Genomic DNA, 14,441 nt, shown 5'->3' with positions numbered 1-14,441 from the left:
TCCCTCTCCAAGGACCCCGGGGCGCCCCCGCCCGCGTCCGAGAGCGGCGGCCTGATGGTGAAGGCCGAGGAGGTGCACAAGTCGTTCGGGCGCCTGGAGGTGCTGAAGGGCATCAACCTGGAGGTCAAGCCGGGCGAGGTGATGTGCGTCGTCGGGCCGTCCGGGTCCGGGAAGTCGACGTTCCTGCGGTGCATCAACCACCTGGAGAAGATCAACGCGGGCCGGCTGTGGGTGAACGGCCACCTGGTCGGCTACCGGGAGTCGGGCGGCAAGCTGTACGAGCTGCGCGACCGGGAGGTCGCCGCGCAGCGCCGCGAGATCGGCATGGTGTTCCAGCGGTTCAACCTGTTCCCGCACATGACGGCGCTGGAGAACGTCATGGAGGCGCCCTGCCGGGTCAAGAAGCAGCCGAAGGCGGAGGTCCGGGAGCGGGCCGTGGCGCTGCTGACCCGGGTCGGCCTCGGCGACAAGGTGCGGAGCTACCCGGCGCAGCTGTCCGGCGGGCAGCAGCAGCGGGTGGCGATCGCGCGGGCGCTCGCCATGGAACCCGCGCTGATGCTGTTCGACGAGCCGACGTCCGCGCTCGACCCCGAGCTCGTCGGCGAGGTCCTGGAGGTCATGAAGCAGCTCGCCCTCGACGGCATGACCATGGTCGTGGTCACCCACGAGATGGGGTTCGCCCGCGAGGTCGGCGACTCGCTGGTCTTCATGGACGGCGGTGTCGTCGTCGAGGAGGGCACGCCGCGGGAGGTGCTGACCAACCCGCGGCACCGGCGTACGCAGGACTTCCTGTCCAAGGTCCTGTGACGCGGCCCGCCCCTTCGCCTGGGGGCGGGCCGTTTGCGCGCCGTCCGGACGGCTAGTGTGCGTTCATGTTCGCTGTCACGGCCACGCAGATCGACACAGACAATCCGCTGGACGGGCTCACGCTGGGGGAGATGCCCGACCCCGAGGTACCGGACGGCTGGACGACCGTCACGGTGAAGGCGACCGCGCTCAACCACCATGACCTGTGGTCCCTGAAGGGCGTCGGCATGCCCGCGGACCGGCTCCCGATGATCCTCGGCTGCGACGCGGCCGGGGTGGACGAGGACGGCAACGAGGTCATCGTCCACGCGGTCATCGGCGACCCGGCCCGCGGCGGCGGCGACGAGACCCTCGACCCGAAGCGGTCGCTGCTGTCGGAGGTCCACCCGGGCACGATGGCGGAGAAGGTCGCGGTGCCGCGCCGCAACCTCGTCCCGAAGCCGGCCGAGCTGTCCTTCGCGGAGGCGGCCTGCCTGCCGACCGCGTGGCTCACCGCCTACCGGATGCTGTTCGACAAGGCGGGGCTGGAGCCCGGCGCGTCCGTCCTCGTGCAGGGCGCGGGCGGCGGGGTCGCGACCGCCGCGATCTCGCTGGCGTCCGCCGCCGGCTTCCGCGTCTACGCGACCAGCCGCAGCGAGGCCAAGCGCAAGCGCGCGCAGGAACTCGGCGCGGACGCCGTGTTCGAGCCGGGCGCGCGGCTGCCCGAGCGGGTGGACGCCGTGATCGAGACCGTCGGGCAGGCGACCTGGTCGCACTCGATGAGGTCGGTGCGGCCCGGCGGGCGGGTCGTGGTGTCCGGCGCCACCAGCGGCCAGATGCCGCCGGCGCAGCTGAACCGGCTGTTCTTCCTGCAGGTGCAGGCGATCGGGTCCACCATGGGGACCCGCGACCAGCTGGAGCGGCTCGCGCGGTTCCTGGTCAAGACGGGCACCCGGCCGCTGATCGACCGGACGCTCCCGCTGGACCGGGCCCGGGAGGGCTTCGCCGCGATGGCGGAAGGCGACCTCTTCGGCAAAATCATCTTCACCCCGTGACGCCGCGGGGCCGTGGCCTCCGCTCCGGCGCGGGTCACGGCTCCCGGCGGAAGATCACGCTCAGCCGTTCGCACGCCTCGTCCAGGACGTCCTGCGCGGCGGCGAGGTCGTCGTCGTCCAGATCCGACTTCTTGGCGTTCTTGCGGACGTCCTCGACGAACCGGCGCAGCAGGCGCTCCAGCTTGAGGCGGGCGACGTCCTCGCGGGTGCCGGTCGCCGTCTTCCAGGCGTCGTCCCAGTTCTGCCGCCACTCCTCCTTCCACGCCTGTTTCTGCTCGCGCCAGTACTCCTTCTGCCGGCGCCACTCGTCCTTCTGCCGATGGGTTGTCTCCTTCCACGCCTCCTTGGACGTGGCCTTTCCCTGGTCGCGCATCGTCCGCGCGGCCTGCGTCAGCTCCTCGCGCAGCGACCGGACGGTCTGCCGGACGTCCTCCTGCACGCCGCGGGCGAACTCCTGGGCCGACGCGGCGATCTCCTCCTCCAGGTCGGCCAGCTCGTCCATCCGGCGCTCCAGCTCCTCGCGGCCCTTGTCGGTCAGCGAGTACACCTTCTTGCCCTTGATCACCTCGTGCGTGACCAGCCCCTCGGCCTCCAGCCGGGCCAGCCGCGGGTAGATGGTGCCGGGGGAGGGCGAGTAGACGCCGAGGAACCGGTCCTGCAGGAGCCGGATCACCTCGTACCCGTGCCGCGGGCTCTCCTCCAGCAGCTTCAGCAGGTAGAGCCGCAGGCGACCGTGGCCGAAGACGGGGCTCACCGATCTTCTGGGGCCGGAGCCCCGTCCTTCAGGGTAAGGAGGGAGGTCCTCCGTCTGGTCATGTTCTGTCGGTCCTCTCCGCTAGCTTCTTGTGCGTGTCCCGTTACCGTCTGCAGCTGACGTCCGCCCAGGAGGCCGGGCTGCTGGAACATTGCGGGCACGCTCGGTACGTGTGGAACCTCGCCGTCGAGCAGCACCGGCACTGGACGCCCGGCCGCAAGGGCGCGCCAGGATTCGCCGAGCAGTGCCGCCAGCTCACCGAGGCCCGGGCCGCGTTCGCGTGGCTGCGCGCCGGATCGGTGATCGTTCAGCAGCAGGCGCTCAAGGACTTCGCCCAAGCCATGGCGAACTTCTTCGCCCGCACGCATGGGCGGCCGACGTGGCGTAAAGCCGGCCTCCATGAGGGTTTCCGGATCGTCGCGGTCAAGCCCGCCGATGTGCGGCGCCTGTCCCGCAAGACGGGCGAAGTGAAGATCCCGAAGGTGGGGTGGGTGCGGTTTCGCTGGTCCCGCCCCGTCCCCGACGGGGTGAAGTCGTACCGGGTGACCCGTGATCGCGCCGGGCGCTGGCACGTGGCGTTCGCGCACGTCCCGGCCCCGATCCCGGCGCCGGGCAACGGAGCCGTGGTGGGTGTGGACCGAGGGGTGACCGTGTCGGCGGCGTTGTCGACCGGTGACCAACTGCGTGCGCCCGGCCTCACCGTCCGGGAGGCCGGGCGGCTCCGCAGGCTGCAACGGCGCTTGGCCCGCGCCCGCCGGGGGTCGACCCGCCGCGTCCCTCTCAAAGCGGCCATTGCCCGCCTCAAGGCGCGGGAGGCCGACCGGCGCCGCGACTGGGTGGAGCAGACCACCACCCGCCTCGCCGCGGGCTTCGACGTCATCGCGGTCGAGAACTTGAATGTGCGCGCCATGACCCGCTCGGCGCGCGGCACCGTCGGCGCCCCTGGCACGGGTGTTGCGCAGAAGGCCGGACTCAACCGGGCGATCCTCGCCAACGGCTGGGGACGGCTGGTGACACGGCTGCAGCACAAGGCGCCCGGACGCGTCGTCAAGGTCGATCCGCGCTACACCTCGCAGACCTGCCATGCCTGCGGGCACCGCGCCCCGGACAACCGCAAGAGCCAAGCGGTCTTCCGGTGTGTGGCCTGCGGGCATCGGGCCAACGCCGACGTCAATGCCGCATGCAACATCCGAACGACCGCCGTGGGACGCACGGTGGCAGCGCGGGGAGCCCTCCAGCCGACGGGCGGGGCTGTGAACCGCGAACCTCAACCGGACCCCCTCCCAGCGTAGGAACGGTTGAAATCCCCTGCTTCCGGGTGGGGGAGGATGTCAATTCTCCATTCGGGGTGTGGTGATCTCGGGGGCGTCGGCGCGGCCGAGCAGGGTGATGCGGCCGGAGACCGTGTTGACCGTGATGCGGCCCGAGCCGTCGCCGATCTTGCCGGAGGCGCTGCGCGAGACGGTGCGCTCCTGCCGGGACAGCTCGGGGAAGGACGAGTCGATCTGCCCGGCGGCGGAGTTCAGCGTGATCTGCGCGTTCGTGGACTCGGGGACGCGCAGCGCCACCTCGCCCGAGACCGTGTTGACGTCCACCCCGCCGTCGCCGCCGAGGCTGAGGTCGGCGGCGATGCGGCCGCTGACGGCGCGGGCCGCCAGGTGGTCCACGGACGCGCCGGCCAGCGACAGGTCGCCGGAGACCGACGTGAACGACACCCGGCCGTCCAGCCCCTGCGCCTCGATGTCGCCGGACACGGTGTTGGCGTCGACCTTGCCCGCCACCCCGTCCAGGGTCACATCGCCGGAGGCGCTCTTGATGGACGTGCGGGACGTCGTGCCGGTCACGACCGCGTCCGCCGACACCAGGTTCAGCGTGACGGGGCAGTCGTGCGGGACGGTGACCGTGATCGCCGCGCGGACCCGGTTGGTGCGCAGCCAGCTCAGCACGCCCTCCCACAGCTTCTCGTGGGTGACGGTGAGCATGCCGGCCTCGTGCGTGACGACCAGCGGCGGGCCCTCGACGTCGCCGACCATGATGGACGGCCGCTCGGCGGAGGCGAGCACCGAGACGCTGCCCGCGATCAGCGTGACCCGCAGCGCGACCACGCCGTCGAAGTCCAGGGTGGTCGGTTCGTCGATCGTCCAGCGCGACATCGCGATGTGCCCTTCGTCGGAGCGGACCCACATCCAGTAAACACGATATGTCGCGTCATCCGAAAGTCAAGATGTATCGCGTTTACCGGGGGTCAGTCCTCGTCGTCGTCGAGCCGGGCCAGCCAGGTCGCGAGGCGGTCGACCGGCGTCTCGAACTCGGGGTTCAGGTCGACGAACTCCCGCAGCCGGTCCGCCAGCCACGCCAGGCTGACCTCCTCCGGACCGCGCCGGTCCGTCAGCTCCTCGATGCCCCGATCCGTGAAGTACATGGCGTTCTCTCTCCATGGACGCCGAAGGCCCCGGCGCGGCGCACCGGAGCCCTCGGATCGTCGCGTCCTATTTCTGTTCGCCGAACAGCCGGGCCAGCAGTGCCTCCTGCTCCGCCTGGTGCAGCTTCGCCGAGCCCACCGCCGGGGACGAGGACGCCGGGCGCGAGACCCGCGACATCCGCAGCCCCTCGATGTGGTGCGGCAGCTTCAGCGCCATGAACGGCCAGGCGCCCATGTTCGCCGGTTCGTCCTGCACGAAGACGACCTCGGCGTCCGCCGGGTACTTGGCCAGCTCCGCCTTGATCTCGTCCACGGGCGGCGGGTACAGCCGCTCGATCCGGACCACGGCGGTGTCGTTCGCGCCCGCGGCCTCCCGGGCCTTCACCACGTCGTAGTAGATCTTGCCGGTGGTGAGCAGCACCCGCCGCACGCCCGCCGGGTCGATCGCCGGGTCGCTCTCCGGGATGACCGGCTGGAACGCGCCGGCGGTGACCTGCGCGACCGGGGACGTCGCCGCCTTCAGCCGCAGCAGCGACTTCGGCGTGAACACGACCAGCGGCTTGTGTCGGTTGGACAGCACCTGCCAGCGCAGCAGGTGGAAGTAGTTCGCCGGGGTGGTCGGGTACACCACCGTCATGTTGTCCTGCGCGCACAGCTGCAGGTACCGCTCGATCCGCGCGGACGAGTGGTCGGGCCCCTGGCCCTCGTAGCCGTGCGGCAGCAGCAGCACGACGCCGGAGTGCTGGCCCCACTTCTGCTCGCCGGAGGAGATGTACTCGTCCACCACCGACTGGGCGCCGTTGGCGAAGTCGCCGAACTGGGCCTCCCAGCAGACCAGCGCGTCCGGGCGGGTCATCGAGTAGCCGTACTCGAAGCCCATCGCCGCGTACTCGCTGAGCAGCGAGTCGTGGACGTAGAACTTCGACACGCCCTGCCCGAACTGCTTGAGCGGCGTGTACTCCTCGCCCGTCTTGCGGTCGACCAGGACCGCGTGCCGCTGGCCGAACGTGCCGCGCCGGGTGTCCTGCCCGACGAGCCGCACCGGGTGGCCGTCGATCAGCAGCGAGCCCATCGCCAGCAGCTCGCCGGTCGCCCAGTCGATCGCGTCGTCCTCGATCATCTGGGCGCGGCGCTGCAGGATCGGCTGGAGCCGCGGGTGCGGGGTGAACCCCTCCGGCAGGGCGACCTGCGACTCGATGAGCCGCTTGACGGTCTCCTGCGGGATCGCCGACCCGGCCTTGCCGTGGTCGATCGGGATGCGCTCCTCGACGTCCGGCTTCACGACCGAGCCCGGCTCCAGGGGCTTCTTCACGGCCTCGCGGGTCTCGGTGAAGGCCCGCTCCAGCTGCTCCTGGTAGTCGCGCAGCGCCTGCTCGGCCTCCTCGACCGTGATGTCGCCCCGGCCGATCAGCGCCTCGGTGTACAGCTTGCGCACCGACCGCTTCGCGTCGATCAGGTCGTACATGAGCGGCTGCGTGAACGAGGGGTTCTCGCCCTCGTTGTGGCCGCGCCGCCGGTAGCAGACCATGTCGATGACGACGTCCTTCTTGAACGTCTGCCGGTACTCGAACGCCAGCCGCGCCACCCGCGCGCACGCCTCCGGGTCGTCGCCGTTGACGTGGAAGATCGGCGCCTGGATCATCCGGGCCACGTCCGTGGAGTACACGCTGGACCGCGAGTACTCGGGGGCGGTCGTGAAGCCCACCTGGTTGTTGATGATCACGTGCACGGTGCCGCCGGTGCGGTAGCCGCGCAGCTGCGACAGGTTCAGCGTCTCGGCCACCACGCCCTGCCCGGCGAACGCGGCGTCGCCGTGGATGAGCACCGGCAGCACGCTGAACCCGGCCTCGCCGACGTCCAGCAGGTCCTGCTTGGCGCGGACGACGCCCTCCAGCACCGGGTCGACCGTCTCCAGGTGGGACGGGTTCGCCACCAGCTCGGTGTGGATCTTGGAGCCGTCGCTCGCGACGAAGTCGCCGGACGCGCCGAGGTGGTACTTCACGTCGCCGGAGCCCTGCGCGCTGCGCGGGTCGAGGTTGCCCTCGAACTCGCCGAAGATCTGCCCGTAGGACTTGCCGACGATGTTGGCGAGGACGTTCAGCCGGCCGCGGTGCGCCATGCCGATGACGACCTCGTCGAGGCTGTCCTTCGCCGCCGCCGAGATCACCGAGTCCAGCAGCGGGATGACGGACTCGCCGCCCTCCAGCGAGAACCGCTTCTGCCCGACGAACTTGGTCTGCAGGAACGTCTCGAACGCCTCGGCGCTGTTCAGGCGGCGGAGCACGTGCAGCTGCTCCTCGCGCGACGGCTTGTCGTGCGGGACCTCCACGCGCTCCTGGATCCAGGCGCGCTCCTCCGGGTCCTGGATGTGCATGTACTCGATGCCGACCGTCCGGCAGTACGCCATCCGCAGCACGCCGAGGATCTCGCGCAGCTTCATCGTCGGCTTGCCGCCGAACCCGCCGGTCGCGAACTCGCGCTCCAGGTCCCACAGGGTGAGGCCGTGCTTGAGGATGTCGAGGTCGGGGTGGCGGCGCTGCTTGTACTCCAGCGGGTCGGTGTCGGCCATCAGGTGGCCGCGGACCCGGTAGGCGTGGATCAGCTCGTGCACGCGGGCGACCTTGGCGACGTCGTCCTCGTGCGTGGCGGAGATGTCCTTGACCCAGCGCACCGGCTCGTACGGGATGCGCAGCGCCTCGAAGATCTCGTCGTAGAAGCCGTCCTCGCCGAGGAGCAGCTGGTGGATGCGGCGCAGGAAGTCGCCGGACTGCGCGCCCTGGATGATCCGGTGGTCGTAGGTGGAGGTCAGCGTCATGACCTTGCTGATCCCCATGCGCGACAGGGTCTCGCCGGACGCGCCCGCGAACTCGGCCGGGTACTCCATGGCGCCCACGCCGATGATCGTGCCCTGGCCGGGCATCAGCCGCGGAACCGAGTGGACCGTGCCGATCGTGCCCGGGTTGGTGAGGCTGATCGTGGTGCCCTGGAAGTCCTCCAGGGTGAGCTTGCCGCCGCGGGCCTTGCGGACGATCTCCTCGTAGGCGGCCCAGAACTGGCGGAAGTCCAGCGTCTCGGCGGCCTTGACGCTCGGCACCACGAGCTGCCGCGAGCCGTCGCTCTTCTGCAGGTCGATCGCCAGGCCGAAGTTCACGTGCTCGGGGCGGACCAGCACCGGCTTGCCGTCCACCTCGGTGAACGCGGCGTTCATCTCCGGCATCGAGGTGAGCGCCTTGACGATCGCGTAACCGATCAGGTGCGTGAACGAGACCTTGCCGCCGCGGCCGCGCTTGAGGTGGTTGTTGATGACGATGCGGTTGTCGATCAGCAGCTTCGCCGGGACGGCCCGCACGCTCGTCGCCGTCGGCACGCCGAGGCTGGCCTCCATGTTGGTGGCCGTCCGGGCGGCGACGCCGCGCAGCCGGACCTCCTCCGCGCCCGCGGGGACCGGCGGCGGGGCCGGCCTGTCGGCCTTCGGCGCGGGGGCCTTGGCGGCCGGGGCCTTGCCGTCGGTCGCCTTCGGCGGCGTCACCGGCCGCTGCGGTGTCGGCGGTGCGGCCGCGGTGCCGTTGCCGGCCTGCGGGGCCGCGCTGTCGGCGGGCGCCTGGGGGGACGCGGGGGTCGCGGACGTGGGCCGGCTGTCCGGCTGGTAGTCAGCGAAGAAGTTCCACCAGGCTTCGTCAACGTTGTTCGGGTCTTCGAGGTACTTCTGGTACAGCTCGTCGACCAGCCATTCGTTGGCGCCGAAATCTGTGGTCTTCGGGTCGGCACTTGTTTGCGACGACTCTGTCGACACGGCGGAGATCGCCCTCTTCCGCAGCTCGCAGGTTGGTTCTGAGACGCAGACAAGGCTACTCGCACTTGCCCCCGCGCCACGCCAGCGCGGTGGTAACCCTCTCGGGCGCGCCCGTCACCTTGGCTGAACTCGCCGAAGGCGGAGCCGCGCCTTCGGCAAGATCAACTGATCGGTCACCGGCGTGCTCAGTGCGTGTGCGGGGCGACCGTGGGGCCTTCGCTGGCCTGGATGAGGACGAAGCCCTGGCCCTGGTAGGCGAGCTGCATCGCCTCGCCGCTGCCCCGGCCGATCAGGGCCCCGGCCTTGAAGGTGCGGTTGACGCCGACCTGGAGGCTGGTGCTCCACGCGACCGCGGACTGGCCGTCGGCGAACGTGGGGGCGCGGCCGCAGTCGAGCATGACGGGGGTGCCGTGCGTGGTGAGCGCCACCCAGCCGGTGCCGGTGAGGGTGGTGTTGAACAGGCCGCCCGCGGCGATCCCGGCGCCCTGGACCCGCTGGATGTCGGACTGCAGGTGCGGGTCGTAGGCGAGGATGTTCTTGCCGTTTACGGTGATGCCCTCGTTCTCCAGGTAGAACAGGTGGATGTCATCGGCGTCGTTGGCGACGAACAGCAGGCCCTGCCCCTTGACGCGCATGGTGGGGACGCCCTCGCCGGTCAGGGCCTTCTTCATGAACTTGCCGATGCCGCCGGCGCCTTCGTAGTCGAACTCCATCTGGCCCTGGAAGGCGACCATGGAGCCTTGCCGGGCGAGCACGTCCCCGTTCAGGTGGATCCGGAGCATCTTGGAGTTCTGGAGCGCGAAGTGGCCGGGGAGCTGCTGCCCCTGATCGAGGTTGCCGAAGAACTGGCTGCGCATGGTCGGGTCGTGCCTCTCGTGGGATTACTGGAGGTTTGTCAGCATAACGAGGCGGACGCCGTCAACGTCCCCGGTCGTTCGGGCTGGTCCAGTCCACGAGCGGCCCCTTCGGGACGACACCCGACGGGTTGATGTTGCGCTGCGTCACGTAGTAGTGCCGCTTGATGTGGTCGAAGTTCGTCGTCTCGCCGAACGCGGGGACCGAGTACAGGTCACGGGCGTAGCCCCACAGGTTCGGGTAGTCGGTCAGCCGCCGCAGGTTGCACTTGAAGTGACCGTGGTAGACGGCGTCGAAGCGCGCGAGCGTCGGGTAGAGGCGGACATCGGCCTCGGTGATGGCGTCGCCGAACAGGTACCGGCGGGACGCGAGGCGCTCCTCCAGCCGGCCGAGGGTGTCGAAGAGCGCGTCGAAGGCCTCCTCGTAGGCGTCCTGCGAGGTGGCGAACCCGGCCTTGTAGACGCCGTTGTTGACCGTCGTGTACACCAGCTCGTTCAGCTCGTCGATCTCCGGGCGGAGCCCCTCGGGGTACAGGTCGGGCGCCCCGGGGCGGTGCAACGCGGTGAACTCGGTCTCGAACATCGTGGTGATGTTGGGGAAGTCGTTGGTGACCAGGCGTTCCGTCCGCGTGTCCCAGATGCACGGGACGGTGTAGCGGCCCTCGAAGGACGGGTCGGTGCCGAGGTACAGCTCCGACAGGAAGACGGCGCCGGTGACGGGGTCGCGGTCGGGGAACCGCCAGCCGCGCTCGTCCCGGATCGGGTCGACCACCGCGACGGAGATCGCGTCCTCCAGGCCGAGCAGGCGGCGGACGATCAGCGTCCGGTGCGCCCACGGGCAGGCGTAGGAGACGAACAGCCGGTACCGGCCGGGCTCGGCGGGCAGGCCGCTCGACCCGTCGGCGGTGATCCGCTCGGTGAACCGGTTGGCCTGCCGCACGAACCGGCCGCCCTCGACCTCCTGCACGCTCATGCCGTCTCCTCCGCGAGTCGCCCGCGGCTACCATAACCGTCGGCGATCGATGTCAAACGGGATGCGGGGGTCCATGCTCGAGCAGTTCAACGCCCTGGTGGACGGGCTCCCACCCGCCATGATCTATCTGATCGTCGCAGCGCTGGTGTTCGCCGAGGCGGCGCTGTTCGTCGGGTTCGTGTTCCCCGGCGAGACCGCGATCGTGGTCGGCGGCGTCCTCGCGAGCCAGCACGTGCTGTCCCTGTGGGCGCTGCTCGCCATCGCGGTGGTCGCGGCGGTCGCGGGCGACTCGGTCGGCTACGAGGTCGGGCGCCGGTACGGGCCGCGGCTGCTGGACGTCAAGGTGATGCGAAGACACCGCGCCAAGGTCGCGGGCGCGCAGGACCTGATCCGCCGGCGCGGCGCGTTCGCGGTGTTCATCGGGCGGTTCACCGCGCTGCTGCGGGCGCTCATGCCGGCGCTCGCGGGCAGCTCGCGGCTCCCGTATCCGACGTTCCTGCTGTTCAACGTCATCGGCGGCGTGACGTGGGTGGTGACGTTCACGCTCGGCGGCTTCTTCGCGGGCGCCGCGTTCGAGCACGCGGCCAAGCTCGCGGGGCGGGGCCTCGCGATCGGGCTGGCGGTGGCGGCGGTCGTCGCGCTCGCCGTGTGGAGCGTCCGCAAGCGCCGCCTGGAGGCCCGCGAGGAGGCCGCGGCGGAGGCGGCGGAGGCGGCGGCGGGCATGCCCGAAGCGGAGCCGGCGCGCACTCTTCCGTGACCCCGGTGCCGGAGCTACAGGTGCATCCGGCCGCTGATCATGGGCAGGTCCAGGTACGTCCGGATGCCGGGCTCGGCGGCGCACACGGCGGGGACGGAGTTCAGCGCGTGCGCGGTCGCCGCGGAGATCTCGTCGGAGGCCCAGTCCCGGTCGGCCGCCAGCGTGAGCGACGGGCGGCCGTCCACGCGGAGCGAGTACCCGGGCCGGCCCCACTCCCCGCACATCCGCGCGGCGTTCGCCTTGTGCACGATCTCCAGGGTGATGACGGGCCGGCCGGCGGCGATGCCGCTGAACGTCCAGCGGGCCGCGGCGACCGTGCCGCGCGGGACCGGCCCGGCGGCGGTGGCGAGGTCGGTGCGGGCGAGCCGGTGGGCGGCGTCCACGTCGATCTCGTCGAGGTCGACGCCGAGGCCCGCGGCGACCAGGTGCAGGCTCTCGGAGTACAGCGTCCGCATCGCGGCGCGCCTCGGCCGCAGGGAGCGCAGGTACGCCTCCTCGTTCTTGCCGAACCCGAGCATGCCGTGGACCATCCGCCAGGACGGGTGCCGGGCGAAGTCGGTGCACTCGCGGGCGTAGACGTGCGTGATCCGCCGGGACAGCCGCGCCAGCATCAGCGGCATCACGTCCGCCATGAAGCCGTGGCTGACGCCGCTGCCGTGCACGGACACGCCGCCCCGCTTGCAGGCCTGCTCCAGCTCGTTCACGAAGTGCGGTCCGTGCGCCCGCGGGTAGACCAGGCCGCTCAGCGAGATCAGGTTCTTGCCGGACGACAGCAGCGCGCAGAGCGTGTCCAGCTCGGCGAACCGGTCGTGCACGGGGCTCGCGGCGAAGATGACGCAGTCGGCGTCCAGGTCGAGGATGTCGTCGAGGTCGCCGGTCGCGGCGACGCCGATCGGGGCGCGCCCGGCCAGGACCCCGGCGTCGGCGCCCACCTTGGCCGGGGTGTGCACCCACGCGCCGGCGAGCTCCATGTCGTCGCGGTCCATCACGCCGCGGATCACGCTGCGGCCGATCGTGCCCGTCGCCCACTGCACGACGCGGTAGCGGCGCGGGGACGGCGTGAACGGCTCGGCGGAACTCATCGAGAGAGGACCTCCGTTGCTCCTGCGGCTCCGATGAGTGGGGAGACTACGCCGCCGCCCCGCCCGAATGCGGCATACGGCGCAACTTCCCCCCATGCCCCATCGTACGCAGGACGGCCCTCGCGTCCAGCCGGGACGCGTGACCCCGGAGGGCCGCGGCCGAGCGCGATTCGGTTTACTGGTACCACTGGGTAACCCCTTGATGATTACCTGGGGGCGTAGTCGGTGCGATGTGAGGAGACACGAGATGTCGGAACTGCGCTACGACGGCCGCGTGGCGGTCGTGACCGGGGCGGGCCACGGCCTCGGCCGGCAGCACGCGCTTGAGCTCGCCGCGCGCGGCGCCAAGGTCGTCGTGAACGACCTCGGCGGCGACCGGTCCGGGGCCGGCGCCTCCGCCGGCCCCGCGCAGGAGGTCGTCGACGAGATCACCAAGAACGGCGGCGAGGCCGTCGCGAACCCCGACAACGTCGCGACCCCCGAGGGTGCGCAGGCGATCGTGCAGACCGCCCTGGACGCGTTCGGCAAGGTCGACATCGTCATCAACAACGCGGGCATCCTGCGCGACAGGTCGTTCAAGAACATGAGCGCGGAGGAGTTCGACGCGGTGATCGCCGTGCACCTGCGCGGCTCGTTCCTGGTGTCCAGCGCCGCGTGGGCGCACCTGCGCGAGCAGGGCTACGGCCGCATCGTGAACACCTCGTCGCCGGCGGGCCTGTTCGGCAACTTCGGCCAGGCCAACTACTCCACGGCGAAGATGGGCCTGGTCGGGTTCACCAAGACCCTCGCGCACGAGGGCGCCAAGTACAACATCAAGGCCAACGCCATCGCGCCGGTCGCCTGGACGCGGATGACCGAGGACCTGCTCCCCGCCGACTTCGCCGCGAAGCTCGGCGTCGAGCAGGTCACCCCGCTCGTCGCCTACCTCGTCCACGAGTCCAACGAGGACTCCGGCGAGGTCTACACCGTCGGCGGCGGCCGGATCGCGAAGATCCTCGTGGCGGAGGGCCCCGGCTACGGCCAGAAGGAGACGCTCTCGGTCGAGGACGTCCGGGACAACTGGACCGCGATCAACGCGGGCGAGCCGCTCACCGTGTACCGCAACGTGGGCGAGCAGATGGGCCCGCTGATCCAGCAGCTCACCTCCTGAGCCGTTGGGCGGGATCAAGCTCGACCGGCGGGACGGGGTGCTCACCATCGCCCTGTCCCGCCCGGAGCGCCTGAACGCCGTCGACGGGGCGCTGACCGAGGAGATGCTCGACGTCCTCAACGAGCTGGCGCGCGACCCGGACACCCAGGTGGTCGTGCTCACCGGCGAGGGGCGCGGCTTCTGCTCGGGCATGGACATCCAGGGCGGCGACCCGGGCGGCGAGACCGCCGAGGGCCGCGCGCAGCGGCTCTACCGGGGCATCGCGCGCGGCGGCGAGGTCACCGCCCGGCTGCGGGAGATCCCGCAGCCGGTGATCGTCGCCCTGCACGGCCCGGTCGCGGGCATGGGCGTCTCCTGGGCGCTGGCCGGCGACCTGCGCGTCGCCGACCCGACCACGAGGTTCGTCGTCCCGTTCGTGAACCTCGGCCTGTCGGCCGGCGACTGCGGTCTGTCGTGGCTGCTGCCCCGGCTGGTCGGCCCGGCGAAGGCCGCGGAGATCGCCTACCGGGCCCAGCGCCTGGACGCGGACCGCGCCGACGCGCTCGGCCTCCTCACCGAGATCGCCCCCGAGGGCGGGGACCTGGCCGCCGCCCACGCCCTCGCCGACGAACTGCTCGCCAAGTCGCCCTACGGCCTGCGGCGCACCAAGGAGCTGCTCAACGCGTCCCTGGACGTCCAAGGCCTCCGGCGGCAGCTCCAGGCGGAAACGGCCGTCCAGACCCTGGCCTTCTTCACCGAAGACCTCGCAGAGGGCATGACCGCCACCCTTGAGAAGCGCACGCCCCGATTCAAGAACCGCTGACGCCGGCGCGAGC

Annotated in this window: 13 protein-coding genes; 6 read left to right on the top strand and 7 right to left on the bottom strand. The window is 71.1% G+C overall.

Annotated elements, in window-relative coordinates; translation table 11 throughout:
• Positions 1-54: 54 nt before the first annotated feature.
• Together BM339_RS22695 and BM339_RS22690 are read left to right on the top strand one after the other, a co-directional pair.
• Entirely contained in the window at positions 55-807 is a 753-nt protein-coding gene (locus tag BM339_RS22695) for an amino acid ABC transporter ATP-binding protein (protein ID WP_033331957.1), read from the top strand.
• A gap of 65 nt (positions 808-872) precedes the next feature.
• Positions 873-1,841, top strand: coding sequence for a zinc-binding dehydrogenase (locus tag BM339_RS22690; RefSeq protein ID WP_021596830.1), 969 nt, complete (start codon positions 873-875; stop codon positions 1,839-1,841).
• A 34-nt stretch (positions 1,842-1,875) separates the two neighbouring features.
• Here the strand turns inward: BM339_RS22690 and BM339_RS22685 are convergent, their stop codons facing one another.
• The gene (locus BM339_RS22685) at positions 1,876-2,595 is read right to left on the bottom strand and encodes a PadR family transcriptional regulator (RefSeq protein WP_021596829.1); all 720 of its coding nucleotides are present in this window, start codon (positions 2,593-2,595) and stop codon (positions 1,876-1,878) included.
• 95 nt (positions 2,596-2,690) lie between these two features.
• On the opposite strand from BM339_RS22685, the gene BM339_RS22680 reads away from it, so the two are divergent.
• Positions 2,691-3,887 carry an RNA-guided endonuclease InsQ/TnpB family protein gene (locus tag BM339_RS22680; RefSeq protein WP_177287754.1) on the top strand — a complete coding sequence of 399 codons (1,197 nt, stop codon included), beginning with the start codon at positions 2,691-2,693 and terminating at the stop codon, positions 3,885-3,887.
• A gap of 39 nt (positions 3,888-3,926) precedes the next feature.
• Here the strand turns inward: BM339_RS22680 and BM339_RS22675 are convergent, their stop codons facing one another.
• From BM339_RS22675 to BM339_RS22660, 5 genes are all read right to left on the bottom strand, one after another.
• Entirely contained in the window at positions 3,927-4,781 is an 855-nt protein-coding gene (locus tag BM339_RS22675) for a DUF4097 family beta strand repeat-containing protein (protein WP_256255418.1), read from the bottom strand.
• A 59-nt stretch (positions 4,782-4,840) separates the two neighbouring features.
• Entirely contained in the window at positions 4,841-5,017 is a 177-nt protein-coding gene (locus BM339_RS49990; protein ID WP_021596826.1) for a DUF6104 family protein, read from the bottom strand.
• Between the two features lie 67 nt (positions 5,018-5,084).
• Positions 5,085-8,810, bottom strand: coding sequence for a multifunctional oxoglutarate decarboxylase/oxoglutarate dehydrogenase thiamine pyrophosphate-binding subunit/dihydrolipoyllysine-residue succinyltransferase subunit (locus tag BM339_RS22670; protein WP_024935426.1), 3,726 nt, complete (start codon positions 8,808-8,810; stop codon positions 5,085-5,087).
• A gap of 185 nt (positions 8,811-8,995) precedes the next feature.
• The gene (locus tag BM339_RS22665; RefSeq protein ID WP_021598472.1) at positions 8,996-9,667 is read right to left on the bottom strand and encodes an AIM24 family protein; all 672 of its coding nucleotides are present in this window, start codon (positions 9,665-9,667) and stop codon (positions 8,996-8,998) included.
• A gap of 61 nt (positions 9,668-9,728) precedes the next feature.
• On the bottom strand, positions 9,729-10,637 hold the full coding sequence (locus BM339_RS22660) for a glutathione S-transferase family protein (protein WP_075022135.1): 909 nt from the start codon (positions 10,635-10,637) through the stop codon (positions 9,729-9,731).
• A 73-nt stretch (positions 10,638-10,710) separates the two neighbouring features.
• Between BM339_RS22660 and BM339_RS22655 the strand changes: the two genes are divergently transcribed.
• On the top strand, positions 10,711-11,394 hold the full coding sequence (locus tag BM339_RS22655) for a DedA family protein (RefSeq protein WP_075022134.1): 684 nt from the start codon (positions 10,711-10,713) through the stop codon (positions 11,392-11,394).
• Positions 11,395-11,408: 14 nt separating this feature from the next.
• Here BM339_RS22655 and BM339_RS22650 read toward each other — a convergent pair whose 3' ends face one another.
• Positions 11,409-12,476, bottom strand: a complete 1,068-nt coding sequence (locus BM339_RS22650) for an NAD(P)H-dependent amine dehydrogenase family protein (protein WP_021598469.1) — start codon at positions 12,474-12,476, stop codon at positions 11,409-11,411.
• 247 nt (positions 12,477-12,723) lie between these two features.
• Here BM339_RS22650 and BM339_RS22645 point away from each other — a divergent pair, with 247 nt between their 5' ends.
• On the top strand, positions 12,724-13,626 hold the full coding sequence (locus tag BM339_RS22645) for an SDR family oxidoreductase (protein WP_021598468.1): 903 nt from the start codon (positions 12,724-12,726) through the stop codon (positions 13,624-13,626).
• A gap of 4 nt (positions 13,627-13,630) precedes the next feature.
• Positions 13,631-14,428, top strand: a complete 798-nt coding sequence (locus BM339_RS22640; RefSeq protein WP_021598467.1) for an enoyl-CoA hydratase/isomerase family protein — start codon at positions 13,631-13,633, stop codon at positions 14,426-14,428.
• Positions 14,429-14,441 lie beyond the last annotated feature (13 nt).

This window comes from Actinomadura madurae (genome assembly GCF_900115095.1).
GTDB classification, from domain to species: Bacteria; Actinomycetota; Actinomycetes; order Streptosporangiales; family Streptosporangiaceae; genus Spirillospora; species Spirillospora madurae.
Note: the sequence above shows the minus strand (reverse complement) of the source record. Positions and strands in the feature narration are given on the sequence as shown.